Source organism: Bradyrhizobium sp. SZCCT0153 (assembly GCF_018129995.1).
In the GTDB taxonomy this organism is placed as follows: domain Bacteria; phylum Pseudomonadota; class Alphaproteobacteria; order Rhizobiales; family Xanthobacteraceae; genus Bradyrhizobium; species Bradyrhizobium japonicum_G.
This window is the reverse complement of record NZ_JAFCKS010000001.1, coordinates 1,032,610-1,053,410: the sequence shown is the minus strand read 5'-3', so window position 1 is coordinate 1,053,410 and position 20,801 is coordinate 1,032,610. Positions and strand designations below refer to the sequence as shown.

Below are 20,801 nucleotides of genomic sequence, written 5' to 3'. Positions count from 1 at the left end.
ATGACAGAGAAGATGAAGATCATCGACAAGATCAAAGAGGATCTTGCTCATTACGCCTCGCGCGAACACACCTCGGTAGGCTTTGCATTCGTTGCACGCATGCTGTTGCTGACGCCAGGCTTCCAGTTCGTCTTTGCCTGGCGCATACAGGAGGTACTCTTCCGGGTACCGCTCGTCGGCCGGATTCTTCGCCGCATCGTCTGGTGGTTCACATGCCTGCTGTTCGGCTCGGAAATTGCTCTGGCGGCGAGCGTCGACGGCGGCCTTTATGTTCCGCATCCGTACGGAATCGTCGTGGGTGCCAGTGATATCGGAAAGCGCGTGACGTTATTGCAGCACATCACAATTGGTCGAAAAGACCACACCGATCGGGGCCGGCCGCGGATCGAGGACGGAGCTTCCCTGATGGCAGGCTGTGTCGTCCTCGGGAGCATCACCGTAGGCAGCAATTCAATGATCGGCGCAAACGCCGTCGTGCTCAAGGACGTGCCGCCGAATTCCGTGGCGGTAGGTGCCCCTGCGAAGATTTTGCCGCGCTCCGACGCTTCGCCGAAGTCCCTGGACGGGCTGCAAGGTCTGGCATCCGAAGTGGCTTAGCGCGACGAAGTCGCCCGATTCATATCCGCCGTCAACAACGGGCTTTCCGGCCTGACAGTGCCGACGATCCTCGCGGGCGCCCCCACGACCGTGGCAAAGTCCGGCACGTCAGACAGAACCACCGAATGCGCCGCGACGACCGCGTTGCGTCCGATTCTGATCCGGCCCAGCAATGTTGCGCCAGCGTAGATCACCGCACCATCGTCTATCGAAGGATAGGCGTCGACGTCGTGCGAAGCCCTGCCTAGCGTGACGCCTTGGTAGATCGTCACGTCGTTTCCGATCACGCTACCTTCGCCGATCACGATTCCGACCGGATGCGGCAGGCAGAGGCCGGCGCCGAGGCGCGCGGCAGGGGCAACATAGCATCCGTAATTCCTGACGGTAGACCGCCAGACGAGCCGCGAAAGAGCCCTGCCCCCTTTGCCCCGGTCGTCCAGCCAGGACGCAAGCCTTGCACGCGACACAAGAGCGAAGCCGGGTGACGTGACGAAAGCGATCAGGGCGCCAGTCAGACCATTACGTGCTGCGTTTCGCTGAAGATCCTGTCTCCACATGCTCATCATCACCCTGCTGGACGCCTCTTAACCGATGCTTGCGACCGGCTCCGCCGACCATGATGTAGCAAGTTCCACGGCCTTTCCAAGCGGCCAATATCGGGGCTGGGCTCGCGCAGCCTCTCGGCAGCTGCGCTTGGCAGTCGATATCCGATACCGCAAGGATCGTATGGCACCGTGAACCGTCCAACGAACTGCAACAAAGACTCAAAGTCAGACCGCCCCGGAACTTCATGCGCCCAGGCGAGCCCGCCCGTAAGCAGATCGATAACGCGAAAGTCGCGCGCTGCTTCGCCGTCGTGCAAGCGAGAAGCCGCAACCATCCGGACCGATCTGCACTCTTTCACGCCAACGGCAACTCGAGCACACGATAAACATCTGGCTAACAACGCTTGAACACCTGACGGCCGGAATCGGATTTACGATTCACGCAAATCCGTGCGACGCCGGACGTCGGCTGATTACGAACGAAGCATCTGCCAACTTTCTCATCGGAGATCGCATCTTCGTTGCCCGTGAGAACACGGGGACGGACTCGTTTTCGTGCCCGATGGCATCGAAAATGAGCAGACCCATTTTGCGGAACCTCGCGCACGCGTACGCGATCCGCGGCGCTTGCGCGATCATCGACCTCATTGGGAACACTGTGACGAAACTCTTTTTACCATCTTCAAACACGAAAACTTCCAAGTTGCATGACAGAGATGAGTGAAACTCTCCAACTCGGAATCTCTTCATGACGACGACAAGCACATCATCCGCCGTCCCTTCCGCGCATGCATTCGTCGATTCGATCGCAGTCAACGCCCATGCCGCCTACTCGGCCGCATCTTCCTGGGGAAGCTACGCCAACTCGAGTCTCATGATCGACGACCTGCGCTATCTCGGCGTCACGACGATCCGCGATTCCCTGCCAACCGATCCGTCGGCAATCCCGGTGATCGATGCGCTTGCGGCTGCCGGCGTGAAGTTCGACTTTGTCGTGACGTCCGACCTGCCGGCATCCGGTGCGGCTGGCATTGCCCAGTTCCTCGCTTCCCTCGACGGTTTCGTCGCAGCGTATCCGAACAGAGTCATCGCGATCGAGGGTCTCAACGAGGCCAATATCCAAGCCTTCACCTACCACGGCAGCTCCTCCCTGCAAGCTGCCGCGCAATTTCAGAAGGATCTGTACACGGCCATCAAGGCCGACGCACATCTCAGCGACGTCGCGGTCTACAACATGACGCTGGGACTGAACGACGTGAGCGGCTACGCTCGGCTTGGCGATCTCTCGAAATATTCGGACTATTCGTCGTCCCACGCCTACGTCGCGACGACTACGCCCGAAAACTACGGCATCAAGTACGCCGTCGACCTCGCTTCAACCAGCTCTCCCAACAACCCTTCGGTCATTACCGAGACGGGCTACACCACCCTGGCAAGCTATTCGGGCCTCGGCGTCGACCAACTGGTGCAGGCAAAGTCCATTCTCAATTCACTCGTCGATGCCTTCAAGGATGGGGTCACCACAACGTATCTCTACGAGTTGCTCGACCACGGCAGCAGCTCCGACCCCGAAGGCAAGTTCGGCCTCTTCAATGCGGACGGCACCCCGAAGCTGGCCGCGACCGCAATCCACAATCTGACGACACTCCTTGCTGACGATGGTGCAGGCGGCCACACGCCGACAAAGTCGCTCGGCTACACGATCGAGAACCTGCCCTCAACGGGCAGCAGCATGGTTCTCGGCAAGAGCAATGGGGCCTACGATCTGGTGGCTTGGGCCGAACCGCAGCTCTGGAACGACGCGAAGGACGTCGAAATCGCAAACCCGACAAAGCGGGCTCATGTTCATCTGAACAGCGTGCACAAAACCGTCACGATCTACGATCCGCTGAACACCACGAAGCCGATCGCGAGCTATACGAACGTCCAGGATTTCACCGTGCCCGTGAGCGACCATCCGCTCATCATCGAGATCGACGCCCCCGCCACCTCGGTGACGCAGCCGGCCGTGACCAATGTCACCGGCACCGCAGCCGAAATCGTGGCCGATTTGTCCGACCTCAATGCCGCCGGAACCGTCAAGTCCATCACGCTGACCGACACTCATGTTCTTGCCGTGTCGACGAAAGCGACGATGGACTACATGATCTCGCACTATGGCAACGTGCTTTCGACGATCAAGGGCGGCTATTCGTTCGCGGTGACCACCTCGACGTCAACCTGGAGCCTCACCAAGAACTACGATTCGACCGGTGCGCTCACGTCGACCGAGCAAACGGCCTATCAGGCCGGCCTCACGGTCTACGACCTCGTGACCTACGCCGACGGATCAACCGCCTCCTCGTCCTACGCGAACGGGGTCAAGACGTCGATGACGGTCACCCATAGCGACAAGTCGAAGGACGTGTTCGTCTATGGAATCACAGGCAAATCATATGTCACCGAGGTGACTCACAAATCCGCCTCGGGCGCCCTCACCGGAAAGACCTATATCAGCGCGGACGGAAGCGCGATCGACGATCATTACAACCCGGCCGGCGCGCTCGTGTCGGAAACCAAGACCAACGCTGACGGCTCGACGAGCACCACGCTCTTCACTTCGGGCGTCAAGACGGCAATGTTCGTCACCCATACCGACCGCTCGAACGACAATTTCCTCTACAACATCGTCGGGAAGAGCCACGTCGCCGAGGTTCTGCACGTGAACGCCAGCGGCGTCGTCACGTCCGTCGTCAGAACCCACGCCGACGGAACCCTGGACTACACCGAGACGCGCAGCGCCGACGGCACGGCGACGTCGACCAGCTTCGATGCCAAGGGCGTGAAAATCGCCCAGTCGATCTCGCGTCCCGACGGGACGAAGGACATCTACGCGCTGAACATCAAGCAAAAGGCTTATGTGACGGAACACAGCGGCTTCGACGCGGCGGGTCACCTTGTGCTGTTCGAGCGGCTGCATGCCGATGGCAGCTACGCACAGAAAGTCGCAATGGCAGGCGGCGTCACGACCACCGACAATTTCGACTCGGTCGGAGCTCTCTTGAATGAAACTGTGGTCGTCGCGGGCGGCGCGAGCACGACTTCGCTGTTCAGGGGCGGCATCAAGACGAAAATGTACGTCACGAACGCCGATCACAGTCAGGACAATTACGCGTTCAATGTCGTAGGTCAATCCTACGAAAACATCGTCCAGCACGTCAGCGCATCGGGCCAATTGACGTCCATCGTCCGCACGCATGCGGATGGAACCCTGGAGTACACCCAGGTCGTCGACGCCCATGGGACGAAGACCAGCACGCAGTACGACGCTCACGGCACGAAGCTGGCGCAGACGGTGCATCACACGGATGGATCGTCGGTCAACGATCTGTTCGACGCCGCGGGGTCGATCACTCGGGAGAGCGTCAAGAACGCGGACGGATCCACCTCAACGTCTCTCTTCACGGACGGCGTGAAGACCAAGATGTATGTATTGCACGCGGATCACAGCCAGGACAACTATGCCTACGGCATCGTCGGCCAGTCATACGTCAACATCGTTCAGCACGTCGATCCTGCCGGCAAGCTGAACTCGGCGACCCGCACCCACGCCGACGGTACGCTCGACTACACGCTTGCGACCGGCTCGGACGGCAGCTCGACCGCGACTTACTACGACGCAAAGGGACTGATGGCATCCAAAGTCGTAACCCAGAGCAGCGGCGTGAAGGACATCTATACCTTCCTCTCGTCCGGCGCGCAGGACAAGACCTACAGCCCCGCAGGAGTCTTGCAGAAGACGGATCTGCTCAAAACCGACGGCACACACGTCGAGACGGCGAACGCGGCGGGCGTAACGCTGAGGGGCGGCAACGGCAACGACCTGTTCACGGCGGCCGGTTCGACGACTTTTGTCTTCAGCCACGGCAACGATCAAATCTCCGGTTTTCACGCGGGCGCCTCCGCGAACCACGACGTCATCCAGATATCCAAATCGCTCGCGGCCGACTTCGCTCACCTGAACGTCACCCAGACGGGAGCGGACGCGATTGTTCACCTGGGAGATGGTGCTTCGATTCTGCTCGCGCATGTCAATTCGACCACCCTAACGCACGACAATTTCCTGCTCGTGTAGGGTGCAACGCCCGCGCAGGCTGCCTCGCGATCAGCACTCGCCGTTCTTCTTGCACTCCGCGCGCCAAGCAAGCGCGCGGAGCGACGTTAGATATTCGCGTTGCAATCGCTTGGGCGGAAATATAGACATTGGCGGCTGAGCGGCAGATCGGATGGCGCTACCATTCGAGGCTGAGCTGGTGTTTGTGTGTGCAGTCCAGAGACCAGCAAAGGGCGGACCAGGAAATCGCACCCGCAAAATTTAGTGGGGGCGCTGAATTGCCACAAAGCTCGTTTTGGTTAAGTCTGTCAGCGAATGTATCTCAGCCTGTACCGGGCTTGCTCAAAACCGAAGCAGGAATATCGTTGAAGACCGGGTGTTTGTTGTGTGGGTCGCATATGTCTCCATCAAGCCAATTTTCGAATGACGCCTGATTCCCCTCGGCTTAAGATCATCCACGTTGCCGAGACTATTCGCGGTGGGATCGCGACCTATTTCACCGAATTGCACGCGCTTCAGTGCCAGACTTTCGGCAAGGAAAACGTGTGCTATATCGTTCCGTCGGATCACCGGGCCGACCTGATCGGAATTGCGAATTCCAATATCGTCGCCTTTGACCGCTCAGGGCGGAACTTGCCCAGCCTGATGAGGCTGGCTCTTGAGACGATGCGGCAAGTGCAGGTTGCCAAACCGGACATCGTGCACGTTCACTCGACACTCGCCGGCCTGATCGTGCGAACGGCGTTCGTTTTCATGCGCAATCGTCCTGCCATCGTTTACTGCTCGCATGGCTGGGCCTTCTCGCGCGAGACGTCGCGCTTCAGCAACGCCGTCGCCAAAGTGGCGGAGCGGTTGCTCGCCAAGGTCACCGACAAAATCATCTGTATCTCGCAAAACGAGTACTCGGCAGCTCGCGACGCCGGTATCCCGGAGAAGAAGCTCAGCCTCGTCCTGAGCGGAATGCGAAACGAGCGCCCAAATTTCAGTCGCGATGATGCCAGCTGGAACACATCAAAGCTGAAGGTATTGTTCATTGGACGCCTTGATCGCCAGAAGGGATATGACTTCCTGATCGAGGCGGCGAGGCAGCTCGAGACGTCTATTGACGTCCGAATGATCGGATCCGCGGTCGTCAACGAGGAAGGCGACCACACCATGCCTTCGAATGTCACCCTTCTGGGCTGGCTCGCGCGGACGGACATTGAGGCCCAGCTCGACCTGACAGACATCGCCGTGATCCCGTCGCGGTGGGAAGCCTTCGGATTCGTCGCGCTGGAGGCAATGCGCGCGCACAAGCCGATCCTGGCATTTCGCGCAGGCGCGCTGCCGGAAATCATCGAGGACGGGCTCACCGGGTTGATCTGCGATCCTGCCGGAACACAGGCACTTGTGGCGGGACTGAGGCGAGCCTCACAGGTGAATTTGCGAGCGCTGGGAGAGGCTGGTTACGATCGGTTCGTGTCGATGTTCCGCATCGAGAGGACGCATCAGGAACTGCTCAAAGTTTACGCACTGGTGGTCACAACGTCGCCAAGGCACCTGTCGAAATTTGTCTTCTAGCGAAACGCGACGTGACCGGATTGCAACACTGATTTTCATTGTCCGTTGCAACCTGATCCAGACTTGGTCTCAAATGGTGCGACTGCTAAGAATTCAGCAGGCTAAGTGTGAGATAGGATGCGCGTTTGTTAGTATCGATGTTCAAAGTTTCTCCCGCGCTTGCCATCTCCGCCATTTGCTTGGCGGCGTGCGGCGGGCTTACGCCGCAGGACGCGCCGAACGGGGCTTCGGTCGTCTCAAATGCGGCGCTGACGGTCGCGCCCAGCCCGCCGGTGCCTTACGCGCTTCTGGCGGTGGACCCGCAGATCATGAAGGCGGCAAACTCGATCAGCGATCACGTCAGCGGCAATTTTCGCAATTTGCCTGGCGGAAATTACAAAGACATCACCATCGGCGTCGGCGATATCGTTACTGTAACCGTGTTCGAGGCCCAGTCCGGCGGACTCTTCATTCCGCGAGAGGCCAGCGTCCGGCCTGGTAACTTCGTGGACATACCTCGCCAGCAGGTCGACCAATCCGGCAACATCACGGTTCCTTACGCGGGCACGATCAAGGCCGCCGGGCTGACCGCTCGTGCGGTTGCCGACATCGTTCGCGAGCGGATCAAGAACCGCGCGATCGATCCGCAGGCCGTCGTCTCCGTCGTCGAGCAACGCGGGAACCAGATCAGCGTGCTCGGCGAGGTCAATGCGCCGCTCAGATTTCCGGTCGACCCGGGCGGGATTCGCGTGATGGGCGCAATCGCGCGCGCGGGCGGCCCGAAATACCCGTCGTGGGAAACTAAGGTCAGGGTCAAGCGAGGCGGCCGGACGTACACCGAAACGATGAGTTCGATCGTGCGTCATCCGGAAGAGGACGCATTCCTTGCGCCAGGCGACGTCGTTTATCTGTCCCGTGAACCGCGCGTGTTCATGGTCTTCGGATCGACGCCCTCGCCCGGCTCCATCGGCGGCACCAACAATCGCAGATTCACCTTCGAAAACGACAGGATGTCGTTGGCTGAGGCGATCGCGAAGGCTGGCGGCTTGGACGGCGCTCGCGCCAATTCACCTTCGGTCTATGTTCTTCGTCTTGAGCCGCGCAATCTGCTCAAGTCGGCCGGAATCGACGTCGAACGCTTCCCCGGCGATTTGGTTCCGACCGTCTACAACTTTGACTGGAGCAAGCCCGACGGGTTGTTCTTCGCCGACTCCTTCCAAGTTCGAGATCACGACGCGATCGTGGTGTCGGAATCGCCCAGCACAGAGTTCATCAAGTTCTTCTCGCTTATGATCGCCGGAACGGACTCGGCTGTTAACATTCAGACTCTGACGAGATAACGCACGTCAGACTGGATGGCACCGGCACTCGGCGCTGCAATCCTGCAGCGCCGCATTCGCATCCAATATCTCTTGGGTTGTGCGCGGCTAGGCTGCCTCAGTTCATTGTGACTGGAGCGGGTGAGCCGGGCATTTGGCCCGGATACTGCAAGATGCTGGATGACCTGGGCACGTCATAAAAAGGCGCTGTGTCTGCGCTTAAAGGAGCCAGATCCGCTAGTCATTTGGAGCTTGAAAGTATGCGCATTCTGGTTGTCTCGGCAATGTTCCCTCCGAATGTGCTCGGTGGTGCTGAGATTTCTGCTTTCAACCTCTCCTCCTGGCTCCAGAAGCAGGGACATGAAATCGGCGTACTCACGGCTGCAAAGTCTCGCGCAGAGGAGAAGCACGGCGAGCTCGTCGATGGCATGAGAATCTGGAGTATCTACATGCCGCGGCCATACCCGATCTATAAGCAGGGACGCGTCGATGAAACTTACCTGAAGCCGTTGTGGCATCTGCAAGATCATCTGGACCCGAGAAATCAGCGTATCGTCGGCCGCGTGCTCGACGAGTTCAAGCCCGACTTCTGCAATGTGCATTATCTGACGGGCATCGGACACAACGTTCTGCAGGAGTTTGCCAAGCGCGATCTCCCGATGATGTACGTCATGCCGGACCTGGCGCTGTCCTGCCTGCGGCTGACGATGTTCGTCAACGGAAAGACCTGCGAAACGCAATGCGGCGTGTGCAAGCTTTCGGCGAGCGTAAAGCGGCGCGGGATTCTCTCGATGCGGCGAATCGGTTTCTGTTCTCCATCCCGCGCCAATCTGGAACGGAATGCCGAGTTTCAGCCGCTGAAGCGATTCCCAACCGCGCACATTCTCAACGCGAACAAGTACCCGTCGCCAACAGTCCAGCGCGCCGATTCAGCGTCGGTCCGATTCGTCTACGCGGGCCGGCTGCACGAAGCGAAGGGAATAGATGTCCTGCTTGAAGCCGCCGAGGGGCTCGTGGATCGCTGGCCGTTCACGTTCACGATCGTTGGCGGCGGCGGACATGAACCCGCGTTGCGAAAGAGGTTCGGTCATCATTCGTGGATCAACTTCACGGGCCACGTTCCGCTGCAGGAAGCCATAAATCATATCGCGACGAGCGACGTGCTTTGCATTCCGTCGATCTGGCTGGAGAATTCGCCAGGTGTCGTCATTCAGGCCCTCGGCCTGGGAGTTCCCGTGCTCGGCAGCAACTTCGGCGGAATTCCCGAACTCGTCGAGCACGATGAAACGGGGCTGCTGTTGCCGCCGGGAGACGTGGATGCGTGGCGCGCCGGCCTCGAAAAGGTCCTGTCGGACCGCGAGACGCTTGGCCGATACCAGGCTAATGCGATGGGCCGCGCGCGTGAGTTCGATCAGGACTTTCTCGGCGCGAAGTACCTCAAATTCATCGACGAGATTCGCAATTTCCGCGGGCCTGCGAGCCAATGAAGGCCCCAGGATCTTTGACCGGCAGGCCTGGCCATCATCGTACTTCGTCGCGTCCGGCACGTCCCGGCGCGCCGTTCAATTCGGTGCTGCGTCGAGCCATTCCATGGTGCCTGATGTGCGGCGTCGCGTTTTTCGGTGCCGAGCGCTCCGCGGCCGCGGAGCGAACCGTAACTCTGCCGCCCGTCACCAGCGCCAATCCGGCAGCTCGGCTGCTGATCGGATCAAACATACATTTCGGCCTCGTGCGCACGCTCGGATACGACTCGGCAACCACGGCCCTGCACGGGCTGGCGCAGATCGGCGCGGCATCTTTTCGCGACTACCTGCCGTGGCAATCCTTCAGCTTTCCGCCTCAAGGTCCGACCCTCGTCAAGTCGCAGCGGCTGATGAATTTTCTGCCTCAAACGAAGTTGAAGCCCGTCCTCAATGTCGGGTCTACAAACTCATTCGTGCCGGGAGGTATCCCGCCCCTGTCCGATGACGCGCTCGGAGTATTCGATGCCTACCTCAAAAAAGTCGTCGAGCTGACACGGCCATATGATCCGATCTATGAGATCTGGAACGAATGGAACATGGACATCGGCACGGGAACACGCCTGCCGAGACTTGTTGGCGAAGGACCGGCCAGCGATCCCCGATCGGCGGTCAACTATGTCCGCGTTGCAAATTCCGCGGTTCGAGCCATCAAGAGTGCGAATGCGCAAGCTGCAGTTATCGTCGGAGCTGTAGGGGACGATATCGACTGGAAATGGGCGAGGGCAATCGTCCGCGATGGTGCTATGAACGGCGCTGATGGCTTATCCGTTCACCTCTACAACCATTGCCTGAAGCCGCAAAACAGAACGGCCACTGAACTGATCGGCCGGGTCAAGCGTTTGCAGCAGGAACTGATGCAGGACCGTGGCGGGGTCGTGACGCCGATCTACGTGACCGAATTCAGCTGGCCCACGTCCACCGAGCCGTGCGGCCTATTGCCACTCGCTGCCGGTTATAACTTCGCTCAATTCATCATGCAGAGCGCGACGATCCCCTGGATCAAGGGAATATGGGTGCATGAATTGAAGGATATCGGTCCGAGTCCGACGGACAGGGAGCAGAACTTCGGTCTATTCACCTTTCACGATGAGCCAAAGCCGGCCGCCTGCTTTGTGCGTGAAGCAACGGATCTCGTTCGCTCGGCTGATCACGTTGACGTTCAAGAGCCGCTCCTGGACGTCTTCATTTTCAGGGCCCGACGCGGCGCACGACAAAACATCGTTCTTTGGACCTCAAACTCGGCCGTCAAGGCGCGATACGAACTATTGAACCCGCCCGGCGCATTGGGACGGCCGATGTGCGACGAGGCCGCGCCGGCCTCGGGTCCGCAAGGCAATGTTGGGCCGAATCCGGTCGTCTACGACATCGATGCGTCCGCTCCGGTCACCGTACGGGTTCTCAACTGATGCTGCCACAAGACCGAACCCCAGAGAGACTCTCGTCCGTTCTTGGCGCGATCAGAGGTCGAGCGACGTGATGCCCAGTGAACTCACCATTCCGCTGTTCGCAATACATCACCACAAGATCGGCGGCACGGAATCCGCGATCTACAATCTCATTCACGGTCTCGACAAGGCGAAGACCGCATTGACGCTCGCCTTTTCCGATCCGAAGCGCCTCTCCCCGGAATTTCTGCAGTGGATGGCGAAAACCCCGACGATCGCGCAGCAGCGACAATCCCCGCTTCCTGGCAAGAACAGCCGCTTCCTCGAGGAGCTTATGTTCGAATGGCAAAGGCCTGGGAACGGCTGGGCAGTCTATCCGAACTATTTCCTTCCGCCGCGGCGTCCCGGCAGCCGCGCCAAGTCAGCCGTAATACTCCACGACATTCAGTACAAGGTGCTGCCGCAGTACCATTCCCGCAAGAGAATTGCCTGGCTCGACTTCTATCTTCCCCGCATGTTCAAGACAGCCGACCTCGTATTCCTGATATCAAATTCCGAGAAGGAGTACGTTCGACGCCATTTCGGGGACGCGGCGGCTAACAAATGCAAGGTCATCTACAACGCCATCGAGTGGTCCAGGCTTGAACAGGGCGAAGTTAGCGAAGAGGCTCGCAGGCTTGCGAGCCGGCCTTACGTTCTCACCGTCAGCCACCCCTTCCCGCACAAGAATTTGGGAGTACTCATCAAGGCTTTCGACCGAGTCGCCCAATCGATGCCCGAAGTCGAATTGTATCTCGCCGGCAAAGCCTCCGACGAGAAAAGGCGTCTGATCTTCGAAAATGCGAGTGAGAGGACCGCCGCTCGCATCGTGATGACGGGCATATTGTCGGACGCAGATCTCGGCGAACTCTATCGAAACGCAAGGCTCTTCGTCTTGCCCTCGCTCTACGAAGGCTTCGGCATGCCGGCAGCGGAGGCTATGGGCTTCGGCGTCCAGACGCTCGTCAGCGGCGTGACATCGCTTCCCGAAGCAACCTTGGGTAAAGCGGAATACGTTGGCGATCCGACCAATGTGGATGCATGGACGGATCAGATGATCGCAACTCTGAATTCCGGAAAACGTCTCTCCACCGAGACCGTCGCAGAAATACGAGAGGCGTTCGCACCCCATAAAGTTGCGCAGTCTCTCCTGCAAAATCTGGGTTAGCGCACTCATGCAGTTTCTCGATGATGACAAAAATAGAGGCTCTCCCGGCTGGGTTTGTGACGGGGTCATCCGGAAAGTTATGGTATGACCTCATCAGGACCGACGAAGGCCGAGCACATCCAGGAAGATCGGAATTCATGCAAAAGATCAGCAGCAGTTGTGACGTCACACGGACGCGGGAATCCTGCCACGGGCGCGGTTTGTCATAGCGAGCACGTTTTGCATGACTAGGCCTTCAACTCTGCAGGAATCTCGCTCGATGAGCAGTTCGGGTAAGCTCCAGGCGATCATCGTCAATTTCAGAACCGCTCAACTGACCATTCGCTGCGTGAAATCGATGCTGGAGCATCGCGTGGTGGATTCGGACGGCGTGCTGATCGTGGACAACTGTTCCGGAGATAACTCGATCGAAGATGTTCGCAAGGCCCTGCCCGGAATTCGAACAATCGTTGCCGACCACAACGGCGGATTTGGAGCCGGTGTGAATCTGGGCGTGGCGGCAACCACCGCCGATTATCTTCTCGTCTTGAATCCCGACACCTATTTCGAGTTCAACAGCGTCGCTTCCGTCGTAGACTTCATGGAGCGCAGTCCCGAAACCGCAATGGTCGGGCTGGACCTCGTCAATCCCGACGGAAGTCGGCAATACTCGGCTCGCCGCTTCTACTCGGTGTTCGACGTCCTTGCCCGGCGCGTGGACTGGATCGGGGCCCTGGTGCCCGGGCGTACCGAAAAGCACCTGATGAAGGACGCTTGGGAGACCGGAAGGCCGTTTGATGCGGAATGGGTGATGGGGACGGGCTTCGTCGTCCGGCGCAGCGCATACGAGCAGATCCGGGGAATGGACGAGAGCTATTTCCTGTACATGGAGGATGTCGATCTCTGCGCACGTCTCTGGCGGGCGGGACACAGGATCAAAGGCATGCCCGGGGCCCAATTGGTTCATGACCATCAGCGGTCCAGCGCCGCCGGTCCTCTCACATTTGCAGGGAGGACGCATATTCGCAGCCTTCTTCTGTTCAGGTCGCGGTTTACCGTTCCGCTATTCCGGCCGCCGGGCGTGGACAAGATCAGCGGACGCGCAGGCTGAGCTTTGGGCTCCGCTGCGACTTGACGGGGAAAGTCAGCTTTCATGAAGCCCGAACTTCCGAAAGGAGAAACGCAGGTGCCACGGCAAGGACAACTGCTGCAGTTGAACTGGATCCGAGGCATCGCAGCGCTGCTCGTCGTGGCCTACCATTGCGAGGTGACCATGCTGATGCCGAAATACTTCGGGGTCAGCACGTTTCCATTGTTCAAGGCAGGCCATTCCGGCGTTCAGCTGTTTTTCGTCCTGAGTGGCTTCGTCATTTACCTGGCGCATCATCGCGATCTCGAGAATAGCCGCAGTGCCGTCGCAAGGTTCGCGGCGAAACGGTTTCGCCGCCTCTATCCGTCGCTTTGGATCGTGCTTGTTCCCCTGATCATCTTGTCGTTTCTCGGCTTCTCCACGAGAGTACCGAGCAGCACCGACGTCGCCCTGTCGCTGCTGATCTTGCCCGTAAAGGAAGAGGTCATCCTGGCTACGGAATGGACGCTTCGCCATGAAATTCTTTTCTACGCGATGTTCGTCTGCTTCCTGTGGAACCGGCGAATCGGATTCGGAGTTCTGATCGCGTGGGGCCTTGTCGGCCTGCCTCTCGCGTTGGTCGACGAGAAGGGCTGGCTTATCGATTTCATCTTCAACAACAACCATCTGCTCTTTCTCGCAGGGGTTGGCATTGCGTGGCTTTATGTTCGCGGATACTCCGCCGGCGGCCCCTACTTTCTCTTCGCCGGCCTGATCATTTTCGCCGTCACTTTCTACTTCGCAATCTCGAAACAGATTCCTGCAAAGGCTGAGCTTCTGCTGTTCGGACTGGGGGCCGCAGGAATCATCTACGGCGCGTGTTCGATGCCATCCCTGAACCGGCGAATTGGCCCGCTAGAGGAGGCAGGAGCGGCTTCATATGCGCTCTACCTCATTCATTATCCGCTGATCTCACTGCTTGTGAAGTTCGCGGTCAAACTTGACCATTCGATCGCGCTACCGCACGCCCTGTATTTTGTGACAATTTTGGTCGTCTGCCAGCTGGCCGCCGTGCTCTTCCATCATCTGGTAGAAGCCCCTCTGATGAAAGCCCGCTGGATGCAAAACCTGTTCGTTCCCGCCAAGGCGGCGGCGGTCACCTCGAGCTTTCAGGGACAATCTCCGAAAATCGCGGAACGCAACATGCCGGCGCCGTCTTCCGACTAATTGGGGTTTCAGTTCCCTTCCTTGGTGTGGTTCAGGGCGCCATTGCGCGGCCGCTCGCCGCCGCGAGCCAGTGACAGCGGGCGCTATATCGAATTCAGCAACGCAAGGGCCGACGAAGTCCACGTATAACGTGCCAGCCGGCCGGCTTGGCGTTGTCGCTCGAAGGCGGACAGCGGCCCCTTTTCGATCCGTTCGTGCATCAGAAGCGACAATTGCCCTGCATCCGTCGGGTTGCAGTATTCGGCTGCATCACCACAGATTTCTCGCAGCACGGCAATATCCGAAGCGATCACGGGGCAGCCGAACAGCATCGCCTCGAGCGGAGGCACACCGAATCCCTCATAGAAGCTTGGAAAGATCAATGCTGCCGCGTGCTGGTACAATGCCGCGATCGCCTCATCGGAGACCTGCCCCACACGCATCACTCGTTCATCGGGCATCGGACCGGAGTGCCGGAATACGCGCTCATCCTCCGCGCCGACGATCACGAGCCGATGGTCTGCCGGCATCGATTTGATCGCGTCCGTTGCGAGCCGGATATTCTTGTTCTTTTTCGTGGACCCAATCGCCAGAAAATACCTGCCCGGACCGAGGTCGAGCCTTTCGAGTATCGAAGTGTCCGGTTCGACCTCGGCGAGGTGCTCCGCACTATTCGAGCAAACCGTGATGGCGTCGGACGGGACACCGAGGACAGCCGAGAGTTCGCTCCGGGAGAACTCCGACACGGTTATGAGGTTCGCGGTCCTCGCGTAAAGCCGTCCAAGACCACGATGGAAAGACGCGTAGCTGCGGCTGAAGAACTCGGGGTGACGAAAGACCTGCGCATCGTGAAGCACGATATGATGCCGACGATGGAGCACGGGCCCGGAATTGGCCAGACTGATGAGAGTACCGTTCCGCGCCGCCACGGCGAGATCGATCTGATCCCAGGCATGCCCGGTGCGCGTTCCGACCCTTGCGATGTGAATGTGCTTCAGTGAAAGACGTTCTTCGGCGTTCGAAGGCACCAGAAGGGTCCAGCTTGCGTCGCTGAGCCGAGCAGGCAGCTGCTGTCGATCGATCAATTGATCGATTGCCTTGACGATTTCTGCGGCAAATCGCTGAACGCCGCTCAGCGATTGTGAAAGGAACCGACCGTTCAGGAAGACATCAGGCATGCTTCTAACGGCCTTGCGCGGCCTGCGGCGAGTTCGAACGGCTGAGAACCATGAGGGACCATCCGCCGACAAGTCGAACTGTGGCGTCGGGAGCGGCGCGAAACGCCAAACGTCGGGGCCATGCGGCCAGCCGCTTCTTCCAGGTCTTGTAGGATTGGTCGATCGCCCAAGCCGTATAGAAGCAATCGATCGTCTCCAGGCCGGATTCCGCAATCATCGACAACGCGCTATCCCGGGAGAAATAATGGATATGCCCCAACGTGCGACGGGCTTCGGGCAGCACCCAACCACGTCCGACCGCAAGAGCATTCATGTCGAGCGGGAGATGGATGACCTGCCAACGAGACATCTTCCCCATCGCCCTGAGGAATTCAAAGGGGTTCTCGACGTGCTCCACCACGTCGATCGCCATGGTCAGATCGAAATGCTTCCCGCTCTGAAAAGCATCCTGCATGCTGAAACTTAGATTTTCCGACGCTCGCTTGAGGGACAGCTCATGAGCATAGGGAGAAACCTCAAAACCTTCAAGTTTCGATTGCGGATACTGCTTGGACAGGATTCCGACGATCGCACCCGTCCCGCAGCCGATATCGGCGAGCGTTGCCCACGGGATAGCGTTGCGCTCCAGAATCGTCCGAATATGCGAGACCTTCCACGGCGCGTCTTCCTCGTGCCAGTTCGGATTGTCGGCCGCGTAGTCGTCCTGCCTGTACCTGCTCGTTGCGTCTGCCGCCGGCTGCTCCGTCGAGGAAGAATTCATACCGGTAGCGTCCTCACGCTTTCATAGAAGGCAACGACTCGCCGCCCCAGAGTGTCCTGATTGAATTCTTGCATCGCCGCGCCGGCGCTGTCCTTGTACGCCTCAAGACGCTCCGGATGATCCAGTATTTTCTCGATCGCGGCGCTCCAGGCTCTTACATCGCCCGCCTCCACAAGGATACCATTTTTCTCGTGTGTGATGAGTTCCGGTATTCCGCCGGCATTGCTCCCCATGACGGGAAGCCCCTGCCCGAGAGCTTCAACGATCACGCCGGGGGAATTTTCGAACCATATGGACGGCACGAACAGGAGATCGCTCTGCGCCATGCGGTTGGCGACTTCCTGCACCGAGACATGGCCGGCGAACTCGATCCAGCGATGATCACCGAAGCGCCGCCTGAGATCATCTTCGCTGGGGCCGGTCCCGACCAACGTCAGCTTGAAATCATGGCGTGCCGACAGCGGCTCGAGGGCCTGGAGCAGAACGTACAACCCCTTGGACTCATGCAGACGCCCGACATACAGGAAACGAACGGTTCTCGATCCTTCCTTCTCGACTGTCGGGTCCGGCGACTTGTTCGGGTTCAGGATGTGGTCATGGAGCCAAGTCTGGATCGGTTGAAATGCCGACAGCCGACGGAAAATTGCAAGCGAAGGCGACACGAATCCCAGTCGTGGAACGGAGCGGAGAAAGCCGAGCTTCGCTCTCGACGAAAACGCGCAAGGCGCGCATTGGCGCTCGCACTCGCGACCGGACTTGAACATCGCCATCCTCACGCAGGCGAGGCTGAGGTCATGAATCGTGAAGACGACAGGTATGTTCCTGGCACCGATCGCGCGAAGGGTATTCCAGCCGATGCCTTGCAGGACGTGTATGTTGACCATGTCGGGGACAAATTCGTCCAGCACCTGACGCATGATCCAGTTGTTGCGAGGGTCAAAATGGTCTTGAAGATGCCAGATGGATTTCTGCAGACCGGATTTTTGAGCAGCTTCAAACACCGCGTACGGCCGAGGCATGTGAATGCGCCAGACTTTGAGACCGTCAACGATCGCCCCCCTCACCTCGTCCTCCGGAGCCGGTGATGTGGTCAGGACGGCGACCTCATGGCCGTTCGCAACGAGCCACGCCGCCAGATTGCGCGCGGAAATTTCGGCTCCGCCTTGGACAAAGGGCGGAAAGAAAGCTGAAACGATGAGAATTCGCATGTACGTTCGTTACCTGACACAAGTGAGGGCGTAGATGGCCAGAGCAGCGACAAGAGGGTTAGTGGCACTTGCAGTCATCGCAGCGGGTTTGCTCTTCAGTAAAATCTATGCGGCTAATCAAACTACATCCTTCTGGATTGGCAAGCAGCCGTTGGCCGAGCGGGCCGAACGGCCGATAATCGGCATCGGCGTACACTTCGGGATAGGTGGAGAATATGGCTATTCCCCTCAGAAGACCGCGCTGACATTGCGATCCGACGCCTTTGATTCAGTCAGGGACGATCTCGCCTGGAGCTTGTTTCAGGCTGGACCGGCGATCGGCAACGCGGCCACTCAAGTGGCACGAGAACCAGCCAAGCTGTTCGATTTCCTGGATCGAACTCAAGCAAGGCCATTGCTCATCCTGGGTCATCCAAATCCTCTGGTTCCTGACGGCCAGCCCCCGCTGACCGACGTCGGCCGAAAGAGCTTCGGCGACTTCGCGGCGAAGGCCGTTCAGGCGACCGCCAAACGTAACCCGATTTACGAGATCTGGAACGAATGGAATATGAACGCCGTGCTGGGACGCCCCTTCCTGGTCGGCGAAGGCGACCCGAGCGATCCGCGCGCGGCGGCCAATTATTCCGCCCTCGCGAAGGAGGCGCTCGCAAGGATACGCAGCGTGGCACCCCAGGCACAGGTGCTGGTCGGGGCGGTCGGAATGGATCCCGACTGGAAGTGGACCATGGCGCTCGTTCGGTCCGGAGCGCTGGAAGGTGCCAGCGGCTTGTCCGTTCACCTCTACAATCATTGCGAGCGCGAGGTTTCCAACCGAACCGCAGAGGCTGCGATACATCAAGTCAGCTCCTTGCGGAAGTTGCTGGACTCCGCCGGATCAAACATCCCCATCTTCGTCACAGAGGTCGGATGGCCGACAACATCGAAGACCTGCCCGATTTCAACGCAAACTGCCGCGAACAATATCGCGCAATTTCTATTTTGGACTGCAGCCACACCTTGGATAAAGGGGGCCTGGATCTACGAAATGAAGGATCAGGGTTCTGATCCGACTGCCCTGGAAGACAATTTCGGGCTGTACGACTACGCTTTTTCACCAAAGCCTGCTGCATGCGCGACCCGCGAAGCCATTGCTATCATCAAGAGCATGGGCCCAATGAGACTTGAGCAACCCTTGCCCGGGCTGTTTGTGGTCGAGGCAACGACCCCTGGAGGAAAACAGCTGATCGCCTGGACCTCACAGGAAAAGACTTCGGCGACGCTCGAATTTCCCAACGACACAAAACCGGAATTTGCGCCGCTGTGTCAGCAAAAGACCACGTCGAGCACAATACGGCTAGGGTCCACCCCCGTCGTCATCACCTTGCCGACCACAGCCCCATTCGAACTGAAGGCCACATTGAATCAATGATCCCCGGTCGGCGGACGCCGGCCGGGCCTGTCGTACCGCGCTAACGTCGGCGCGCCCGGAGAGAGAATTGCTTTGCATGAAACCACCGAAGCGCGATGCAGGCCCGAGGCAAGCCGCGCTGCGGCTGGCGCCCGCCCGTTGCGGCAGGATGGGCGCATCGGCGATCGCGGGCACGAACATCCTGTGATGGACAGGCAATCAGTTGCGCTTCACCGGCCAGCGGTATGCAAGATCGCCGTCAATACGCTTCCTGATGGATCAAGGCCAGGGCCGTCTTGAAGATGATCTTGATGTCGAGCCAGATGCTCCAGTTACTGACGTACCAGACATCGTACTCGACGCGCTTTTCCATCAGATCGATCGTCGGCGTTTCACCGCGAAATCCATTGACCTGGGCCCACCCCGTCAGGCCCGGCTTCATATGATGGCGGTAGACATACTTGCTGATCATCGGATCGTAATAGTTGTCGTGTGCGAGCGCATGCGGACGCGGCCCGACCAAGGACATCTCCCCGCGCAGAACGTTCCAGAGCTGCGGCAGCTCGTCGATGCTGGTCCGCCGCAGCACGCGGCCGACACGGGTCACCCGTGCGTCGCTCCTCGTCGCCTGCGTGACGATATGGCCGTTCTCCGCCACCGTCATCGAGCGAAACTTCCAGATCTCGAACTGCTTGCCGTTAAAGCCGCGTCGAAACTGCTTGAAGATCACCTTGCCCCTGGAATCGAGCTTTATCATGATCGCGGCGGTCACCAGCAGCGGCCCCAGCAACAATAGCGCGAACGAAGCAATACCGACGTCGAGGCAGCGCTTCTGCGCCTGCTCAAACACGCTGAGCGGCGCACGCTGGATCTCGATCGCGACCGTGCCGCTGACGGGCTGGAACGGACGCGAGACCAGATCGGCGATCGGGAAATCCGGCAGCAGACGAATCGGCTGCGGAACCACGCGCAGGTGCTGGCTCAGCTTCTGGAGCAGCGGCATCTCATCCCAGTCGATCACCAGGAGATATTCCTCCACGTCAGCGGTCCGGGCCTGACGAATGATGTCACGAATCTCGCGATCCCAGCCCGCGCCCTCTTCCGAGGGCTCGAGCACGAAATGCCGCACAACGTTGAAGCCGTGCTTGCGCAGGTCCTTGAGGCGATTCGAGGTGAAATCCAGCGGCTTGAGGCTGAGCAGCACCACCTTCCGGTCGACCAGGCGCCCCTTGGCATAGCTCGAGGTGAGAGCCAGGCGCCACAGCACGCGGAGGCCACCCAGAGCAAGGCCGCCGGTTGCGGCGAACAGCAGCGTGGTCCCACGCGACAGCTCTGCAGACGATTTGAGCAGAAACGCTTCGACCGCGAGAATGGTCAGCGAGATCAGCCAGACTGCCAGAGCCTTGCGCAGCTGCCAGACCGTGCTCAGCAGACGATGGTGGTCATACACACCCTGGAAATAGGCGATCGTGACAAACACCGCACCGACGACAAGACCGGCGCCGACGGATGAATCCTGCTCGGCCGTGGCGAGCACGCGATACAGACCACTCGCCGTGAAGTAGCTGAGCAGCACGGCGACGAAGTCGCCGGCGATCAACGCGACCTGGAGGGGTCTCTGGAGAGCACCACGCCGGTTCGATATACCCGAATAGAAGTTTTCCGAACCGTAAGTTGCTACAGCCATCCGAACCTCGCTGCCTCGTCACACATTCGCAATCAGCAATTGCGAGTAAATCGATCTAAATTCGCGACGTGCGCCAAAGTATATCTTAACTAAACAAAGCGACATTGCGGCAGTGCACC

The 20,801-nt window shown here is 59.1% G+C and carries 15 protein-coding genes; 10 read left to right on the top strand and 5 right to left on the bottom strand.

Annotated features, from left to right (window positions below; translation table 11 throughout):
• Positions 1-597 (top strand): serine O-acetyltransferase EpsC, encoded by a 597-nt coding sequence (epsC, locus tag JQ572_RS35305; RefSeq protein ID WP_283814049.1) that lies wholly within the window; start codon positions 1-3, stop codon positions 595-597.
• Here the strand turns inward: epsC and JQ572_RS05160 are convergent.
• Positions 594-1,154 carry a serine O-acetyltransferase gene (locus JQ572_RS05160; RefSeq protein ID WP_211381869.1) on the bottom strand — a complete coding sequence of 187 codons (561 nt, stop codon included), beginning with the start codon at positions 1,152-1,154 and terminating at the stop codon, positions 594-596. The two genes, epsC and JQ572_RS05160, sit on opposite strands and share 4 nt — an antisense overlap.
• A gap of 736 nt (positions 1,155-1,890) precedes the next feature.
• On the opposite strand from JQ572_RS05160, the gene JQ572_RS05155 reads away from it, so the two are divergent.
• From JQ572_RS05155 to JQ572_RS05120, 8 genes are all read left to right on the top strand, one after another.
• Positions 1,891-5,256 (top strand): hypothetical protein, encoded by a 3,366-nt coding sequence (locus JQ572_RS05155; protein ID WP_211381868.1) that lies wholly within the window; start codon positions 1,891-1,893, stop codon positions 5,254-5,256.
• Between the two features lie 402 nt (positions 5,257-5,658).
• A complete protein-coding gene (locus JQ572_RS05150) occupies positions 5,659-6,795 on the top strand; it encodes a glycosyltransferase (protein ID WP_211381867.1) in 1,137 nt (378 codons plus the stop codon).
• 137 nt (positions 6,796-6,932) lie between these two features.
• Positions 6,933-8,114 (top strand): polysaccharide biosynthesis/export family protein, encoded by a 1,182-nt coding sequence (locus tag JQ572_RS05145; protein ID WP_211381866.1) that lies wholly within the window; start codon positions 6,933-6,935, stop codon positions 8,112-8,114.
• A gap of 239 nt (positions 8,115-8,353) precedes the next feature.
• The gene (locus JQ572_RS05140; protein WP_211381865.1) at positions 8,354-9,580 is read left to right on the top strand and encodes a glycosyltransferase; all 1,227 of its coding nucleotides are present in this window, start codon (positions 8,354-8,356) and stop codon (positions 9,578-9,580) included.
• Between the two features lie 113 nt (positions 9,581-9,693).
• Positions 9,694-11,022, top strand: coding sequence for a glycoside hydrolase 5 family protein (locus JQ572_RS05135; protein WP_211381864.1), 1,329 nt, complete (start codon positions 9,694-9,696; stop codon positions 11,020-11,022).
• 70 nt (positions 11,023-11,092) lie between these two features.
• Entirely contained in the window at positions 11,093-12,208 is a 1,116-nt protein-coding gene (locus JQ572_RS05130) for a glycosyltransferase family 4 protein (RefSeq protein WP_211381863.1), read from the top strand.
• A gap of 259 nt (positions 12,209-12,467) precedes the next feature.
• Entirely contained in the window at positions 12,468-13,298 is an 831-nt protein-coding gene (locus JQ572_RS05125) for a glycosyltransferase family 2 protein (RefSeq protein ID WP_211381862.1), read from the top strand.
• A gap of 42 nt (positions 13,299-13,340) precedes the next feature.
• Positions 13,341-14,483, top strand: coding sequence for an acyltransferase family protein (locus JQ572_RS05120; protein WP_211381861.1), 1,143 nt, complete (start codon positions 13,341-13,343; stop codon positions 14,481-14,483).
• A gap of 83 nt (positions 14,484-14,566) precedes the next feature.
• Here JQ572_RS05120 and JQ572_RS05115 read toward each other — a convergent pair whose 3' ends face one another.
• Genes JQ572_RS05115 through JQ572_RS05105 form a run of 3 tightly spaced genes read right to left on the bottom strand, consistent with a single transcriptional unit; the run spans position 14,567 to position 17,608 of the window.
• Positions 14,567-15,640, bottom strand: a complete 1,074-nt coding sequence (locus tag JQ572_RS05115; RefSeq protein ID WP_211381860.1) for a glycosyltransferase family 4 protein — start codon at positions 15,638-15,640, stop codon at positions 14,567-14,569.
• Positions 15,641-15,644: 4 nt separating this feature from the next.
• The gene (locus JQ572_RS05110) at positions 15,645-16,400 is read right to left on the bottom strand and encodes a class I SAM-dependent methyltransferase (protein ID WP_211381859.1); all 756 of its coding nucleotides are present in this window, start codon (positions 16,398-16,400) and stop codon (positions 15,645-15,647) included.
• Positions 16,397-17,608 carry a glycosyltransferase family 4 protein gene (locus JQ572_RS05105; RefSeq protein ID WP_211381858.1) on the bottom strand — a complete coding sequence of 404 codons (1,212 nt, stop codon included), beginning with the start codon at positions 17,606-17,608 and terminating at the stop codon, positions 16,397-16,399. Before JQ572_RS05105 ends, JQ572_RS05110 begins: the two co-directional genes overlap by 4 nt.
• A 34-nt stretch (positions 17,609-17,642) precedes the next feature.
• Here JQ572_RS05105 and JQ572_RS05100 point away from each other — a divergent pair, with 34 nt between their 5' ends.
• Positions 17,643-19,016 carry a cellulase family glycosylhydrolase gene (locus JQ572_RS05100; RefSeq protein ID WP_211381857.1) on the top strand — a complete coding sequence of 458 codons (1,374 nt, stop codon included), beginning with the start codon at positions 17,643-17,645 and terminating at the stop codon, positions 19,014-19,016.
• A gap of 238 nt (positions 19,017-19,254) precedes the next feature.
• Here the strand turns inward: JQ572_RS05100 and JQ572_RS05095 are convergent, their stop codons facing one another.
• The gene (locus JQ572_RS05095; protein WP_211381856.1) at positions 19,255-20,682 is read right to left on the bottom strand and encodes an undecaprenyl-phosphate glucose phosphotransferase; all 1,428 of its coding nucleotides are present in this window, start codon (positions 20,680-20,682) and stop codon (positions 19,255-19,257) included.
• Positions 20,683-20,801 lie beyond the last annotated feature (119 nt).